Raw genomic sequence first — 15,147 nt, forward strand, 5'->3', positions numbered from 1 at the left:
CTGGCGATGGAGCTGCTGATGGCGCAAGCGCCGGAGATCACGGCGGTGTTCGCCTGCAACGACCTGATGGCCATGGGCGCGATCACCGCGCTGCGCACGCGCGGACTGCGCGTCCCCGACGACATGTCGCTGGTCGGCTTCGACGACATACCCTACGCGGTCACCACATGGCCGCCGCTGACGACGATCGCGCAGCCGGTCGAGAAGATCGGAACGCGGGCGGTGAGCCTGCTGCTCGAGCGCCTCGGCGAGCCGGCGGCGCCCTCGCGCCGCGAGGTTCTGACGCCGGTCCTCATCGAGAGGGAAAGCTGCGCTCCATTGCGGAAGTAGCGCGTAATCTCCCCCCTTGAGGGGGAGATGTCGCCGAAGGCGACAGAGGGGGTCGCTGCGCATGAAGCGCCAACCTCCATCTGCACAAGCAAGCCGAGCCCAGTCGGACCGACCTCCTCTGGCCTGCCGGCCATCTCCCCCTCAAGGGGGGAGATTACGCGCTCATTCCCTCAAGCGGCCGGCTGCATCGCGGCCCTCAGCAGCATGCCGAACAGGTCGCGCGGCTCGTCGGGGTCGGCGAGCAGGTCGAGCTCCTCATAGAGGCCGGTGGCCTGGAGCTGGTCGCGGACGTAGCGGAGCGCGGAAAAATCCTCGATGGCGAAGCCGACGGAATCGAACAGCGTGATCTGCTCGGGCGTCTTGCGGCCTTCGGCCTGGCCGGTCATCACCTGCCACAGCTCCGTCACCGGATGGTTGGCGTCGAGCTGCTGGATCTCACCCTCGATGCGCGTCTGCGCCGGGAACTCGACGAAGATGTCGGAGCGCAGAAGGATGTCGCGATGGAGTTCCGTCTTGCCGGGGCAGTCGCCGCCGACCGCGTTGATGTGGACGCCGGAGCCCACCATGTTGTCGGTGAGGATGGTGGCGTACTGCTTGTCGGCGGTCACCGTGGTGATGATGTCGACGCCTTCGACCGCGTCCTGCCCCGTCGAGCAGATGGTGATGTCGAAGCCCTTTCCGGCAAGGTTGCGCGCGCATTTTTCCGAGGCCCGACGGTCGATGTCGTAGAGCCGCAGCCGGTCGATGCCGAGCAGCGCCTTGAAGGCGATGGCCTGGAACTCGGACTGGGCGCCGTTGCCGATGATGGCCATGGCGCGCGATCCCTTGGGCACCAGGTATTTGGCCGCGAGCGCGGAGGTGGCGGCGGTGCGCAGCGCCGTCAGGATCGTCATCTCGGTCAAAAGCATCGGATAGCCGGAGCCGACATCGGCGAGCACGCCGAAGGCGGTGACCGTCTGGCGGCCCTCGCGCATGTTCTTCGGGTGGCCGTTGACATATTTGAAGCCGTAGAGGCGGCCGTCGCTGGTCGGCATCAGCTCGATGACGCCGTCATGGCTGTGCGAGGCGATGCGCGGCGTCTTGTCGAACAGCTCCCAGCGGCGGAAATCCTCCTCGATATAGGCGGCGAGCTCGGTGAGGAAACGCTCGACGCCGATGGCGAGCACCAGCTTCATCATGCGGTCGACGCTGACGAAGGGAACGATGGCGAGGCGCGAAGGCTGGGTCATGGTCAGAGGCTTCCGGAATGGCTGCGGGTCGGGCGGTCCATGATGCGGCGGCCCATCAGGCTGGCGGTGAGGTCGACCATCAGCGTCGCCGTTCGGCCGCGCTCGTCGAGGAACGGGTTCAACTCGACCAGGTCGAGGCTGGAGACCAGGCCGCTGTCGGACAGCATCTCCATCACCAGATGCGCCTCGCGGAAGGTGGCGCCGCCGGGCACGGTGGTGCCGACGGCCGGGGCGATCGACGGGTCGAGGAAATCGACGTCGAGGCTGACATGCAAGAGCCCGTCTTCCTTTTCCACGCGGGCGAGGAAGGCGCGCAGCAGCGGTGCGATGCCGTGCTCGTCAATGGCGCGCATGTCGTGCACGGTCACGCCCGCCTCCTTCAGCGCGCGGCGCTCGGCCGGATCGACGCTGCGCAGGCCCATGGTGCAGACGCGGGCAGGATCGACCGCGGCGGGCAGATCCGGGAAATAGCCGTTGAAGCCGGGCCGGCCGCTGGCATAGGCGAGCGGCACGCCGTGCAGGTTGCCGCTGGTGGTGGTGTCGAGCGTGTGGAAATCCGGGTGCGCGTCGAGCCAAAGCACGAAGAGCGGCCGGCCGCGTTCGGCGGCGCGGCGCGCCACGCCGGATACCGTGCCGGCCGAGATCGAGTGGTCGCCGCCGAGAAAGATCGGCATGGCGTCTTTTGACGCCGTGTAGGCGGTCTCGGCGATCGCCGCCGTCCAGGCGGAAATCTCCGGCAGCGCCTTCAGCGCCAGATTGCCGTGGACGACAGCGCGCGCCTGAGCCGGCTGCACAGCGCCCCAGTCCTCGACCTCATGGCCGAGCTCCGACAGCACCGAGACAAGCCCGGCGGTGCGCAGCGCGCTCGGCCCCATCTCGCATCCCATCCTGCCCGCGCCGTCCTGCACCGGCGCGCCAACGATCCTGCAGCGCATGATTCTTTTAGCCCTTGCGATTGATTGTGCGATTGAACCATCGCCGCCTGGCGGTTTGAACAGGGAAAATTGGCATTTCGAAAAGGCTGATCTATCATATTGGACATTTGGTTTGATCGAAACGGACAATCATGGACGCGCTCGACGAAAGACTGGTGACTCTTCTGAGGCACGATGCGCGGCGCAGTGTCTCCGATCTCGCGGTCGATCTCGGCGTCTCGCGCGCCACGGTCAGGGCGCGCATGGAGCGGCTGGAAAAATCCGGCGAGATCATCGGCTACACGGTGGTGCTGCGCGCCGACGCGGTCGACCAGCGGATACGCGGCGTGATGATGATCGAGATCGAGGGCCATGCCGCCGATCGTGTGATCAGGGCGCTCGGCGGCTTCCCCGAAGTCTCGACCATCCACACCACCAATGGCCGCTGGGACCTTGTAGTCGAGCTCGGTACCGCCTCGCTGACCGATTTCGATGCCGTGCTGCGGCGGATACGGCTGATCCCGGGGATAACGGGGAGCGAGACGAGTCTGTTGCTGGCGACGCCGAGGACGACGAGGGCACGGCTGGGGTAGGTTTGGACGCCGCTCGGGCAGATGAAAATGCGCGAGGACCCGGTTGAAGCGAAGTGCTGATTGCGAACCACCGCGGCATTGCGCGAGCAGTTCAAGAGCTCCTGTTTTCGTCGGCGTTCAGCCGTGAAAGCAGCTTCAGGACCAATTCCCGCAGCCAGCTATGTGTAAGATGATTCGTGTTGCGCTTGTGCCAGATCATGCAGATAAGGGCTGGATTGATCGGCATGGGTGGAATGTAGATTGCCAGCCCCAGCCGCGGCGCCGTCTTGCGCGCGAGTTGCTCCGGTACGAGCGAGACCAGGTCGCTGTCCGATACGGCGTTACAGATTCCGCCGAAGACCGGCATCGTCATAACGACTCGCCGCTCGCGTCCGATCCGGGCGAGTGCCGCGTCGCCCATGGCCCTGAGATTGCCTTCGGGTGAGAACACGACATGGCCGAGATCGCAGAAGAGATCAATCGGCACGATATCACCTGGCTTCACTCCCGCCCGTTCCAGCCTTGGATGGGCTGCGCGCGCAATCATCACAAATCGGGAACGGAAGGCCGGCGTGTAATCGGTCCAGGTCGGGAAATCAGTCTTGGGAACAAGCGCGAGGTCGATGCCGTGCTTCTCGAGCGTCCCGACATAATTGTCGGGCACCAGGTCGACGAACTGTACCTGGATTTTCGGCGCCAGGCGGGAAAGCGTGTTGGCGAGAGGCGGCATCAGCAACTCGGCAAAGAAATCCGAGCCCGAAATCTTGAAGCTTTGCTCTGCTTCTGCGGGATCGAAGCTGTCGGGCCCGGCAAGCAGCGCTTCTAAATCGTCGAGGATTCGCCGCAGGGGAAGTTCGAGACTTTCGGCATACTCCGTCGGCACGATGCGCTGCCCTTCGCGCACGAATAGCGGATCGTCCAGGGCACGCCGGAGCCTGCCGAGCGCGGCAGAGATCGCCGGTTGCGACAGCCCGATGCGCGCTCCCGCCTTGACCGTGGACTGCTCCCGCACCAGCGCGTCTAGCACACGCAGGAGGTTCAGATCGAATGCCAGTAAATTCATGATGCGAATTTATTTCATAATCAAAATCGATTTCAATTATGAATCCCGTTCTGGCAAGCTTCCGTATCGGTCACGGTGACACGATTGAGGGGGCTTCGCATGACTGCAAACTCAGCGCATCACAGCGTCGAATGGCTTGGAACGAGTTACAGAATTCTCCTGCATGCCGAGCAGACAGGGTCGCGGATCGGCGTGTTCGAAAGCCTCGTTCAGCCCGGTTACGGCCCTCCCCGTCACATCCACAGTCGCGAAGACGAGACCTTTCACATCCTGTCGGGGGAAGTGGAATTCTGGGCGGATGGTCGGATGCGCAGCGAGGGTCCCGGTAGTGTCGTCTTCGTGCCGCGTGGAAGCGAGCACACATTTCGGGTTCTTGGCGATCTGCCCGCGAGGATGTTGACCATCGTGACCCCTGGCGGTTTCGAAGGTTTCTTTGCCGAGATGGCAGGACGTGGCTGCCGCATTCCCGAGGACATGGATGAGATCGCCACCGTCGGCGCCCGCTTCAACTTGACCTTCACCGGACCGCCGCTGGGCGTGGTTGAGGAATCGAGCAGGTAGACGGGAAGGGTGGGACCGGTTCAGCACTCGACGTGCAGGCCGGCCGAACCCAGCCACCAGGGTTGTTTCGCTTCCGGCAATCCCGTGGCGACCCGGGCCTTCCGTCTATTTGTGGAACCGGGCCATTATCTGCCCCAAAAACACGAAAGCCGCGGAATTCCACGGCTTTCGGTGAGGATACTTGGAGCGGGTGAGGCTGGCAACGGGCGAGGTCAGTCGATCGCTGCGGCGGCTCATCGCTGCGGACAACATGACGCAGAAGGAAAACGCCAAGGCTCCAACGCGATAGATTATTGGTCAGTCTGGGCTATCTTGGACAGTTTCTGGCCCGGCAAAGTCACAAGGGAGATGCATTGGCGACCAAGGCAACAGCAGTCTGCATCTTGGGGATGCACCGCAGCGGAACCTCCAGCGTTACCCGCGCCATTAGCCTATTGGGGTTTTATTTGGGTGGCGAAGCCAATTTAATGGGGCCCGGCGCGGACAATCCGGAAGGGTTCTGGGAGCATAGGGAAATCTGCGCCCTACAAGAGCGCCTGCTGGAGCAATTAAACCGCCGTTGGGATACGCCGTTGCCGCTGCCGGAAGGCTGGCATCAAACGGAAATGGTCCGACCTTTTCGGGAGGAACTAAAACAACTCATTGCAAGCAATTTTGCCGGGCATACATCTTGGGCGTGGAAAGACCCACGCTCCTGTTTGTTGATGCCATTGTGGCGCGACATACTGGCCGAATTGCACGTTGACTTGCGCTGCCTGTTTGTTGTGCGCAGCCCGATCGAAGTAACAAACTCACTTGCCAGACGTGACCCGATCTCGGTCGACCACGCCATGGGTGCCTGGTTCAATTATTGCATTACCGCGCTCAAGGACACGATTGACGTGCCGACGGCTTTCTTAAGCTATGACGGGTTTATGGCATCCTGGGAGACGGAATTGCGCCGCTGCGCCGACATCCTGGATCTTGACTGGCTCGATGACGAAAAAACGCTGCATGAAACCATGCGAGCGTTTATTCGCCCTGACCTCCGTCACAATAGGTCAACCTGGGCCGACTTGACCGATGTGCCCCCGCCTGCGCGCAAACTCTACGAGACCCTGGTCGCCGCCTGCGCTCAGACTGCGTCACAGGGAGATTGTTTCAAACGAGAAGTCAGCGACCTCGCTGCGGATTTTCACGCCTACGCGCGTTTCTTTGAATCTGACTTGCAAGGTCAGGCGCTGCCGTCACCCATTAACCGTACATTTTCCCGCTGGAGAAAATCCTTCCGCAAACGCTTTAGCCATTAATTAATACAAGAGCGTACCCCGATACTGGACTCGTGACGGGTCGCTAATCTGCCTTTAACGCCGTTTCCTGAATCGAAAGCAATTGCTCCGGCCAATCGTCGGGAAGTCGCTCAACGGCGACTTGAAGGCGGTTTATAAACGGCCGGCGAACAGCGACAAAGACCGCTTGTTCAGGCCGATCTCTGGCTTGCTGACTTAACGATTGAGATATCGGCCTCGCCACAAGCCTGTCCGGTGTGACACCGGGGCGTGCGATGCCCGGTCATATGGAGAGATGATTAGTGGTGCATTCCGTCAGACGGAAACCAATCTTTCTTGCGTCCCGCCAAGATATCGGTTCCAGATATGATCCGATAACTTCTGGCGATAGTCGGCCTGGGTGGAAAGCCCTTTGTATGATGCCCCACCGATGTGAAGGAGAGCCCCGTCGAAGGTCTGATAGTCCACCACGCGACCGTCGATGTTGATCGGAGTTCTGGTTTCAATCGCGAGGGCCACATCTTCGGGCAGCAGCTTCGAATAGAGAGGCGGCCAGTTGCCTCCACCGGTATCCATGCCGGTTTCCATGGTTGGCCGGAAATCTACCGTTCTGCCATCGAGAGTAGCGTATCGATAGAAGCAAAGTCCTGCCCAAAGGAACCAGCCCGGATCGTCGGCTGGCTGCGTGAAATAGTAGTTGCTCCCGGGGAAGCGTCGCCAGCCGTAAGCCGTCCTGTCCCCTAGCCGCTCCAGAAAGGAGAATGGCTCGGTAGGCAAACAGTCATGGTCGATGAAGCCAAATGTCTCAGGCTCAAGGTGCCGCACGATGTTGTAATAGACCCAATTCATCGCGATTCCGTGAGAACGGGCTGGATTGGCCTCAGGATTTCTGGGAAGGCCCAGATACGGAATGCCGCGCCTTGCGCAGATCTGTCGGTGTGCTTTGCGAGAAACGGCCGACGACGAGTTGTCAACAACAACCAACATCACGTCGGTCGAATAAGTAATCCATGCTTTGGTGAGCGCATCGACCACCCAAGGGGTATTGAACGCGACGGCAAAACAGAAGTCGGCCTTACCGGTGTCTGTCAATTCCCGAGCAAATGAATGCCCACTGTCAACATCCCGTCCTCGAAAACGACGATATGCCAAGAGGTCACGATACTGCAGCATCGCCCAAACTAGCCGACTTCTACGAATCGACCGCTCGATGTGCTTCAGGTTCATTACACGCACCTCGACATCGTTCCAGAGCCCACAGCACTCCCTATAGTATCGGAATAGGTGACACTAGACCTGTTGAGTCTGAGCGACCGCGCTCAGCGCCGTGACAAGAGCGTCGGTGATTCGCTTCGCCACCTGTCAGGGGTGGCGCTCATCCCATCGGGCGGCGGTGCAAAAGCGCGTGGCCCATGGATTCCTACCCTTGATGGGTCCAGAAGGCTTGGGCGAATCTCGCAATGACAATCGGTTATGCCAATGGCGGAAGCGCGTCAGCGCAAAGCGCTCGCCGCCTTGCGTCGCCGATGCTTGATCCCCGGAAGGGAAACTGGAGCGGGTGAGGCGATTCGAACGCCCGACCCCAACCTTGGCAAGGTTGTGCTCTACCCCTGAGCTACACCCGCTCGCGCGGCCTTGGGCCGCAAGCCGCGCCTATATGGCCGAAGAGCGCGCCGATTGCAACAGGGAAATGACGGTCTTTTTGGAGCTAGCTCTTCATGCATTGAAGGCTCGCTCCGAACGGGCGGATTTCCGTGGCCCACGCGGGCGATCTTGCCCCGAGGGTGCCGTTGGCCGTAAACGGCATGACACTTCCGGACGATGCGAGGACCCGATGCCGAAGACCGAAGCCGAGCTTTACGCCTTTCTTGCCGATCTCGGCATTTCCGTCTCGACGGTGCGCCACCCGCCACTGTTCACGGTCGCCGATTCGCAGGCGCTGCGCGGCGAGATCCCGGGCGGGCACACCAAGAACCTCTTCCTCAAGGACAAGAAGGACAATTTCTTTCTCGTCACCGTCGGCGAGGACGCGGAGGTCGATCTCAAGCAGATCCATCACCTGATCGGCGCCGCCGGCCGCGTTTCCTTCGGCAAGCCGGAAATGCTGATGGAGCTGCTCGGCGTCATCCCGGGCGCGGTCACCGTGTTCGGCCTGATCAACGACACGGCCGGACGGGTGAAGGTGTTTCTCGACCAGGCGTTGATGAGCCATGAGGTCATCAACGGCCATCCGCTGACCAACGAGGCGACGACGACCATCGCGGCGGCCGATCTCGTCAGATTCGTCGAGGCAACCGGCCACGATCCTGTTATCTTGAAAGTCTCATTATCTTGAAAGTCAGGGCTTGATCGCCACATGGAGGGCGAACCGAAATCCGACAATGACGCGCCGCGCCTTCATGCCGGCGGCGGCGCGACCGAAAGGGCGACGACATGAGTGACAACAATCCGTTCAGCGGCTCATTTGGCGGCAATGCCGGCCAGTACGCCCAATCCGTCCAGTATGGCGGGGCCGACCGTGCCAAGGTGTCGCTCGGCGAGGCGCCGGCGACGGCCGAGCTGATCAAGGATACCACGACCGCGACTTTCGCGGCCGACGTCATCCAGGAATCGCGCCGCCAGCCGGTGCTGGTCGACTTCTGGGCGCCCTGGTGCGGTCCCTGCAAGCAGTTGACGCCGCAGCTTGAAAAGGCGGTCAAGGCCGCCGGCGGCAAGGTCAAGCTGGTCAAGATGAACATCGACGACCATCCCTCGATCGCCGGCCAGCTCGGCATCCAGTCGATCCCCGCGGTCATCGCCTTCAAGGACGGCCAGCCGGTGGACGGCTTCATGGGCGCCATTCCCGAAAGCCAGATCACGCAGTTCATCCAGAAGGTCGGCGGCAAGGGCGGCGGCGGCGCGCCGCAAATTACCGACGCGCTGGCAGCGGCCGGCGAGGCGCGCGAGGCCGGCGACGTCCAGACTGCGGCCGACATCTATGACGCCATCCTCGAACAGGCGCCCGAAACCGTCGAGGCGATCGCGGGTCTGGGCGAGATCTTGTTTGAGGCCGGCGATGCTCCAGGCGCCGAGGCGGTGCTTGCGAAGGCGCCGGAGGACAAGAAGGACGCGCCGGCGCTTGCGGCGCTGCGCGCCAAGATGACGCTTGCGGCGGAAGCGGCCGCGCTCGGCAATCCGGCCGAGTTCGAGCGCCGGCTCGCCGCCAATCCGAACGATCATCAGGCGCGCTTCGACCTGGCGATGGTGCAGAATGCGCGCGGCGAGAAGACGCAGGCCGCCGACAACCTTCTGGCGATCGTCAAGGCCGACCGGACATGGAACGACGACGGCGCCCGGGCGCAGCTCCTGAAGTTCTTCGAGGCATGGGGGATGACCGACGAGGCGACGCTTGCCGCGCGGCGCAAGCTGTCGTCGCTGCTGTTCTCCTGAGCCTTTGCCGGCTCTCTTGCTGGCCCCTGCCAGGTAAGGGGGCTTGCGGCGGGCGGCAACTGCGCCAAATAGGGCAGTGGCTCGCCCTGTCGATGGGTTGGATAGACCGGGCTGCGTCAGAGAAGATCGCAGGTTTGACACGCTGGCCGGCGACGCTTTTGGAGGGTTGAGGTGCAGGTCGGAAACGCCCGCTATCGGCTCGCGAGGGATCTGCCATCGGCGATCCCGGTGTTTCCGCTCGCGGGCGCCCTGCTCTTGCCGGGCGGCCGCATGCCGCTCAACATCTTCGAGCCGCGCTACCTGCAGATGATCGATGAGGCGATGGCCGGGGCCCGGCTGATCGGCATGATCCAGCCCAGCCTTGACGGCGCGCTGCGCGACGACGGCGAGCCGGAACTCTGCAGCGTCGGCTGCGCCGGGCGCATCATCTCGCTCGCCGAGACCGGCGACGGGCGCTACCTGATTTCGCTGCAGGGCGTCTGCCGCTTCCGGGTCACGCAGGAGCTGGCGGTGAAGACACCGTTCCGGCAGTGCCGGATCGCGCCGTTCCTCGCCGATCTCGAGGAGGACCAGGCCGCCGCCGAGGTCGACCGGCCGGCGCTGCTCAAGGCGTTCCGCGCCTATCTGCAGGCCAATGATCTCGAAGCCGACTGGGAAAGCGTCAGCCGCGCCGAGAACGCCATGCTGGTCAATGCGCTGTCGATGATGGCGCCCTATGGGCCGGCCGAGAAGCAGGCGCTGCTCGAAGCGGCGGACCTGAAGACGCGCGCCGAGACGCTGATCGCCATCACCGAGATAACGCTGGCGCGCGAGGATGAGGATTTTGGCTCGAGCATCCAGTAGGGACGGCTGGAGCGAGGGAGAGTGGCATGGCGGATGGACGTGACGGGCGGAAGGCCACGGTCGACCCAAAACTGCTGGAGCTGCTCGCCTGCCCGCTGACCAAGGGGCCGCTGAGCTGGGATCCGGACCGCAGCGAGCTGATCTCGCGGGTGGCGAAGCTTGCCTATCCGGTGCGCGACGGCATTCCGATCATGCTGCCGTCGGAAGCGCGCACGATCTCGGCCGACGATATGCTGACGCCGCCGCCGCCGCGGCTGAGCGGGCCGTCGTGAATGTCTTCCGCTGACGGACGCTTCCAGAAGGACGCCGCAAGCCTTCGAGATTGGCAAAGGTGTCTGTGATTACACAACGCCGCTGCAGCGGAGCAAACGCTGGCGGGACAGTACCCCCCTCTGCCCTGCCGGGCATCTCCCCCGCAAGGGGGGAGATTGGCAGCCTGGGCGCCGCGCCCTTCTTTCGACGTCGACAATTGGCGAAAGCCGCGCAACATGCGATCTCCCCCCCTTGCGGGGGAGATGTCCGGTAGGACAGAGGGGGGTGTGAAGGAACGCGGCGGGTGACGAAGACCTCTGTGCCTCACTGAAAATTCCGTCCCCTCGGCATGACCTGCTGTGCGGTATCCGACAGCGCGGCGATGTCCTGGCGGACCGGCAGGCCGCGGCTGGCGGAGTGCTGCGTTCCATCCGGCCGGGCATCGCCAACCGGCTGATGCTCGATGGTGGGCGCCTGCAGCAGCACGCTCAGCCAGGAGGTCAGGTCCTCGATCCTGTCGGCGACGATGTGGATGACGTCCGATTCATGCTGCAGCTTGCCGGTGACGCGGATGAAGCGCGCGCCCATGACGATAGAGCGGAAGCGGTCGAAGACGCGCGGCCAGATGATGACGTTGGCGATCGACTTTTCATCCTCGAGCGTGAGGAAGATCGCATTGCCCTTGCCGGGGCGCTGGCGCACCAGGACCAGGCCGGCGACGGAGACGCGGCGGCCGTCGCGCACCGACGGCAGGCGGGCATTGGGCGTGATGCCGGCGCGGTCGAGCCGCTCGCGCAGGAAGGCGACGGGGTGCTCCTTCAGCGACAGGCCGAGCGCACGGTAGTCGTGGACGACATGCTCGCCGAGCGGCATTTTCGGCAGCTTCGTTTCCGGCTCCAGCTCACGCAGGCGGAGCGTGGGCTGGTCGAACAGCGGCAGCTTTTCGGCGGCGCTCCTGCCGTCGAGCGCGCGCACTTCCCAGAGCGCGGCGCGGCGGTCGAGGCCGAGTGAGCGGAAGGCGTCGGCCTCGGCCAGCTTTTCGATCTCGCCGACATCGAGGCCTGACCGCAACCAGAGATCCCTGACCGATCGATAGCCATTGCCGCGCCGGGCGACGGCGGCATCCATCCGCTCCTCGGAGAGGCCCTTGATCTGGCGGAAGCCAAGCCTGACCGCATGAGCCGCCTCGATGACGCCGCGCATCGAGGCATGACGTTCGAGGATGCGGGACGGATCGAAGGCGGCTTGTTCCAGCGTGCAGTCCCAGACGGAGTGGTTGACGTCGACCTCGCGCACCTCGACGCCATGGTCGCGCGCGTCGCGCACGAGCTGGGCCGGCTGATAGAAACCCATCGGCTGCGCGTTCAGGATCGCGGCGCAGAAGACGTCGGGATAGAAGGTCTTGAACCAGCAGGAGGCGTAGACCAGCAACGCGAAGGACGCGGCATGGCTTTCGGGAAAGCCGTATTCGCCAAAGCCTTCGATCTGCTTGAAACAGCGCTCGGCGAACTCCTTCTCGTAGCCCTTGGCGACCATGCCGTCGATCATCCGCTGGCGGTAGTTACCGATCGTGCCGGTGCGCTTGAAGGTGGCCATGGCGCGGCGCAATTCGTCGGCCTCGCCCGGCCTGAAGCCGCCGGCGACGATGGCGATCTTCATCGCCTGTTCCTGGAACAGCGGCACGCCAAGCGTCTTGCCGAGGATCTCTTCCAGCTCGGGCTTCGGGTATTCGGGCTTCTCCTTGCCTTGCCGACGGCGCAGATAAGGATGCACCATGTCGCCCTGGATCGGGCCGGGCCGAACGATCGCCACTTCGATGACGAGATCGTAGAAATTCTGCGGCCTCAGCCGCGGCAGCATCGACATCTGGGCGCGCGACTCGATCTGGAAGACGCCCAGCGTGTCGGCCCGGCAGATCATGGCGTAGACGCGGACGTCCTCCGGTGGCAACGAGTTCAGATCATAGGGACGGCCGTATTCATCGCGCGCTTCCGGATAATGCCGCGTCAGCAAGGTCAGGGCGCGTTTCAGGCAAGTCAGCATGCCGAGCGCCAGCACATCCACCTTGAGGATCTTCACCGCGTCGAGGTCGTCCTTGTCCCATTCGACCATCTTGCGCTCGTCCATCGCCGTCTTGACGATGGGCACGACCTCGTCGAGCCGGTCGCGGGTGATGACGAAGCCGCCGACATGCTGCGAGAGGTGGCGGGGAAAGCCCATGATCTCGTTGGCGCGTTCCAGCACTTGGCTGGACAGCGGGTCGGCGCGGTCGAGGCCGCCGGCATCGGTCTCCCTTTCGCCGAGCTCCGAGGTCGACCAGCCCCAGATGGTGCTCGACAGAGCGCTGCGGACGTCTTCGGAGAGGCCCATGGCTTTCGCCACTTCGCGCAAGGCGGAACGGCCGCGATAGCTGATGACGGCGGCGGCTAAAGCGGTGCGCTTGGCGCTGTATTTCTGGTAGATATAGGCGATAACCTCGTCGCGCCTTTCATGCTCGAAGTCGACGTCGATGTCGGGCGGCTCGTTGCGCTCCTCGGAGATGAAGCGCTCGAAGAGCGCGTCGATCCGGTCGGGGCCGACTTCGGTGATGCCGATGCAGAAGCAGATGACCGAATTGGCGGCCGAACCGCGCCCCTGGCAAAGGATGCTCTGGCTGCGGGCGAACTTCACGATGTCGTGGACGGTCAGGAAATAGCGCGCGTAGTTCAGCCGCTCGATGAGCGCGAGCTCTTCCTCGATGCGCCGCGTGACATGGGCGGGAACACCGGCCGGGTATCGGACGGCAGCCCCTTCCCGCGCCAGCCGCTCGAGCTCGGCCTGCGGCCCGAGGCCGGATTCGGTCGGCTCGTCCGGATAATTATATTCGAGGTCGCTGAGCGAGAATGTGAGCTCGTCGGCGAAGCGCAGCGTTTCAGCCAGCGCCTGCGGGTGCCGGCGGAACAGACGCGCCATTTCCAGCGGCGGCTTCAGATGGCGCTCGGCATTCACCGTCAGCTCCAGTCCGACCTCGGAAACCGGCGTGTTGAGGCGGATCGCGGTGAGCACGTCCTGCAGCGGCCGGCGGTCGGCGGCATGATAGAGTACGTCATTGGTCGCCATCAGCGGAACCCGCGCATGATCGGCCATCGCCGCCGCCTGCTCGATGCGGAAGCGGTCATTGCCGCCATAATCCGGCGCCACGGCCAGCCGGAGCGCCGCGCCGAAGCGATCCTTAAGCCGGCTAATGAGCGACAGATCGTTTTCCGCGCTAGCCGACAGACTGGGCAGGACCGCCAGCGACATCCGATCGCCCCATTCGAGCAGGTCGCTCAATTCAAGCAGCGTCGCGCCCTTCTCGTTCTCGTCGCGCAGATTGGCCTGGGTCAGCATGCGGCAAAGGTGGCCCCAGCCCTTGCGGTCGCAGGGGTAGGCGAGGACGTCCGGCGTGCCGTCGCGAAAAACCAGGCGGCAGCCGGGGTGATAGGCCAGCTTCTCGACCTTGGCCTGCTGCCAGGCCCGCACGACGCCGGCAACCGTGTTCCTGTCGGCAAGCCCGATCGAGGCAAAGCCGTAGAATTTCGCCGTGACCACCAGCTCCTCGGGCTTGGAGGCGCCGCGCAGGAAGGAGAAATTCGACTGGATGCCGAACTCGGCATAGGGGATGGCGGTCAGCGCATTCATGCGAACACCCCGTGCATGAACCAGCGCGGCGAGGCTTGCGAGGCGCCGTAGAGGCCCTGGCGGTAGAGCCAGTAGCGACGCCCTTCGCTGTCCTCGATGCGGTAATAGTCGCGGGTCGGCGCTTCCTCCTCGCCGGGCAGTTTTCGCCACCATTCGGCGGCGATGCGCTCCGGCCCTTCGGCGCGGGCGACACGGTAAAGCGCGCGCCGCCAGCGGAAATTCATCGGCGGGCCCTCGGGCATTTCGGTCGCCGGCACCTCGATCGGCTCGGGTGAGCGGAACAGCCGCACCGGCCGCTCCGGCGGATAGATGGTCATCGGCGGCGCCGAGCGGCCGGTCGCTGGCATGCGCCTTTGCGGCGCTTCCGCGAAAGGAACCGTGGTCACGGCGCGCTCCGGCAGATGGCTTTCGACGACCACCGGCTTCAGCACGGTGGCGTCGCCGAGGCGGGCGCGGATGCGGTCGGCGAACAAAGCGATGTCGGCATCGTCGTCGACCGTTTCCCCGGTAAGGTCGCCCTGCAGCATGTCGAAGGCGGCAACCGAAAGCACGGAGAGCCGCACGAGGTCGAAGCCGAAGCCGGCGTCGATGTCCTGTTCAAGCGCTGCGAGCCTTTCGTGGAAGAGCCGCCTGATCAGCGTCGGCTCGCGCAGCGGGCGCGAGGTGCCGACTGTGACGCGGCTGACGGCGCCGTCGACGCGGAAGAGGAGAAGGGCGAGCGCCCTGGCGCCCTCGCCGCGGCGTTCGAGGTCGGTTTTCAAGGCGACGGCAAGCCGGCTCACCAGCCGCTCGATGTCGTCGGTGAGCACGACCGGTTCGGCAAGATGGCGCTCGACCGAGAGTGGCGCCACCGGCAGGCGCGGCGACACGGCCTCGTCGAGCCGGCCGAGCGCCTGGTCGAGGCGCAGAAGCAAGGTGGCGCCGAAGCGGCGGGCGAGCGGCGCGCGGGGCGCGGCCATCACGGCGCCCGCCGTGCGCAGGCCGACGCTTTCGAGGCTGATGCGGGTTTCCGGCGCGATGCGCAGC

General features: G+C 64.1%; 14 protein-coding genes and 1 tRNA gene. 8 read left to right on the forward strand and 7 right to left on the reverse strand.

The annotated features are described in order from the left end of the window. Nucleotides 1–330, forward strand: a 330-nt coding sequence (locus EOA38_RS11245; RefSeq protein WP_189434598.1) for a substrate-binding domain-containing protein, incomplete at its 5' end; no start/stop codon positions are given. 170 nt (nucleotides 331–500) lie between these two features. Here EOA38_RS11245 and EOA38_RS11250 read toward each other — a convergent pair. Next, a complete protein-coding gene (locus EOA38_RS11250) occupies nucleotides 501–1,559 on the reverse strand; it encodes an ornithine cyclodeaminase (protein ID WP_127299232.1) in 1,059 nt (352 codons plus the stop codon). Nucleotides 1,560–1,561: 2 nt separating this feature from the next. Then, nucleotides 1,562–2,494 (reverse strand): arginase, encoded by a 933-nt coding sequence (rocF, locus tag EOA38_RS11255; RefSeq protein WP_127299233.1) that lies wholly within the window; start codon nucleotides 2,492–2,494, stop codon nucleotides 1,562–1,564. Nucleotides 2,495–2,625: 131 nt separating this feature from the next. On the opposite strand from rocF, the gene EOA38_RS11260 reads away from it, so the two are divergent. After that, nucleotides 2,626–3,066, forward strand: a complete 441-nt coding sequence (locus EOA38_RS11260; RefSeq protein WP_126091113.1) for an Lrp/AsnC family transcriptional regulator — start codon at nucleotides 2,626–2,628, stop codon at nucleotides 3,064–3,066. A 91-nt stretch (nucleotides 3,067–3,157) separates the two neighbouring features. Here EOA38_RS11260 and EOA38_RS11265 read toward each other — a convergent pair whose 3' ends face one another. Continuing rightward, on the reverse strand, nucleotides 3,158–4,108 hold the full coding sequence (locus EOA38_RS11265; RefSeq protein WP_127299234.1) for a LysR family transcriptional regulator: 951 nt from the start codon (nucleotides 4,106–4,108) through the stop codon (nucleotides 3,158–3,160). A 99-nt stretch (nucleotides 4,109–4,207) separates the two neighbouring features. Between EOA38_RS11265 and EOA38_RS11270 the strand changes: the two genes are divergently transcribed. Together EOA38_RS11270 and EOA38_RS11275 are read left to right on the forward strand one after the other, a co-directional pair. After that, entirely contained in the window at nucleotides 4,208–4,669 is a 462-nt protein-coding gene (locus EOA38_RS11270) for a cupin domain-containing protein (RefSeq protein ID WP_127299235.1), read from the forward strand. A gap of 353 nt (nucleotides 4,670–5,022) precedes the next feature. Continuing rightward, entirely contained in the window at nucleotides 5,023–5,958 is a 936-nt protein-coding gene (locus tag EOA38_RS11275; RefSeq protein ID WP_127299236.1) for a hypothetical protein, read from the forward strand. 294 nt (nucleotides 5,959–6,252) lie between these two features. Here the strand turns inward: EOA38_RS11275 and EOA38_RS11280 are convergent, their stop codons facing one another. Both EOA38_RS11280 and EOA38_RS11285 read right to left on the reverse strand, forming a co-directional pair. Next, on the reverse strand, nucleotides 6,253–7,164 hold the full coding sequence (locus EOA38_RS11280) for a hypothetical protein (RefSeq protein ID WP_127299237.1): 912 nt from the start codon (nucleotides 7,162–7,164) through the stop codon (nucleotides 6,253–6,255). A 323-nt stretch (nucleotides 7,165–7,487) separates the two neighbouring features. Further along, a tRNA-Gly gene (locus EOA38_RS11285) sits at nucleotides 7,488–7,562 on the reverse strand. Nucleotides 7,563–7,771: 209 nt separating this feature from the next. Between EOA38_RS11285 and EOA38_RS11290 the strand changes: the two genes are divergently transcribed. The 4 genes from EOA38_RS11290 to EOA38_RS11305 all read left to right on the forward strand — a co-directional run bounded on the left by EOA38_RS11290 (nucleotide 7,772) and on the right by EOA38_RS11305 (nucleotide 10,481). Beyond that, entirely contained in the window at nucleotides 7,772–8,272 is a 501-nt protein-coding gene (locus tag EOA38_RS11290) for a prolyl-tRNA synthetase associated domain-containing protein (protein WP_127299238.1), read from the forward strand. Nucleotides 8,273–8,370: 98 nt separating this feature from the next. Beyond that, nucleotides 8,371–9,366, forward strand: coding sequence for a thioredoxin (trxA, locus tag EOA38_RS11295; RefSeq protein ID WP_127299239.1), 996 nt, complete (start codon nucleotides 8,371–8,373; stop codon nucleotides 9,364–9,366). Between the two features lie 171 nt (nucleotides 9,367–9,537). Continuing rightward, nucleotides 9,538–10,209, forward strand: a complete 672-nt coding sequence (locus tag EOA38_RS11300; RefSeq protein ID WP_126091117.1) for an LON peptidase substrate-binding domain-containing protein — start codon at nucleotides 9,538–9,540, stop codon at nucleotides 10,207–10,209. 26 nt (nucleotides 10,210–10,235) lie between these two features. Next, nucleotides 10,236–10,481 carry a Trm112 family protein gene (locus tag EOA38_RS11305; RefSeq protein WP_126091118.1) on the forward strand — a complete coding sequence of 82 codons (246 nt, stop codon included), beginning with the start codon at nucleotides 10,236–10,238 and terminating at the stop codon, nucleotides 10,479–10,481. Nucleotides 10,482–10,785: 304 nt separating this feature from the next. On the opposite strand, the gene EOA38_RS11310 is transcribed toward EOA38_RS11305, so the two are convergent. Next, complete coding sequence (locus EOA38_RS11310) at nucleotides 10,786–14,121, reverse strand: error-prone DNA polymerase (RefSeq protein WP_127299240.1); 3,336 nt, start codon at nucleotides 14,119–14,121, stop codon at nucleotides 10,786–10,788. Continuing rightward, nucleotides 14,118–15,147 (reverse strand): DUF6504 family protein (locus tag EOA38_RS11315; RefSeq protein WP_145965947.1); only part of this gene is annotated, 1,030 nt, incomplete at its 5' end. The genes EOA38_RS11315 and EOA38_RS11310, both read right to left, overlap by 4 nt.

The sequence above is a fragment of the Mesorhizobium sp. M1E.F.Ca.ET.041.01.1.1 genome, assembly GCF_003997355.1.
Taxonomy (GTDB): Bacteria; Pseudomonadota; Alphaproteobacteria; order Rhizobiales; family Rhizobiaceae; genus Mesorhizobium.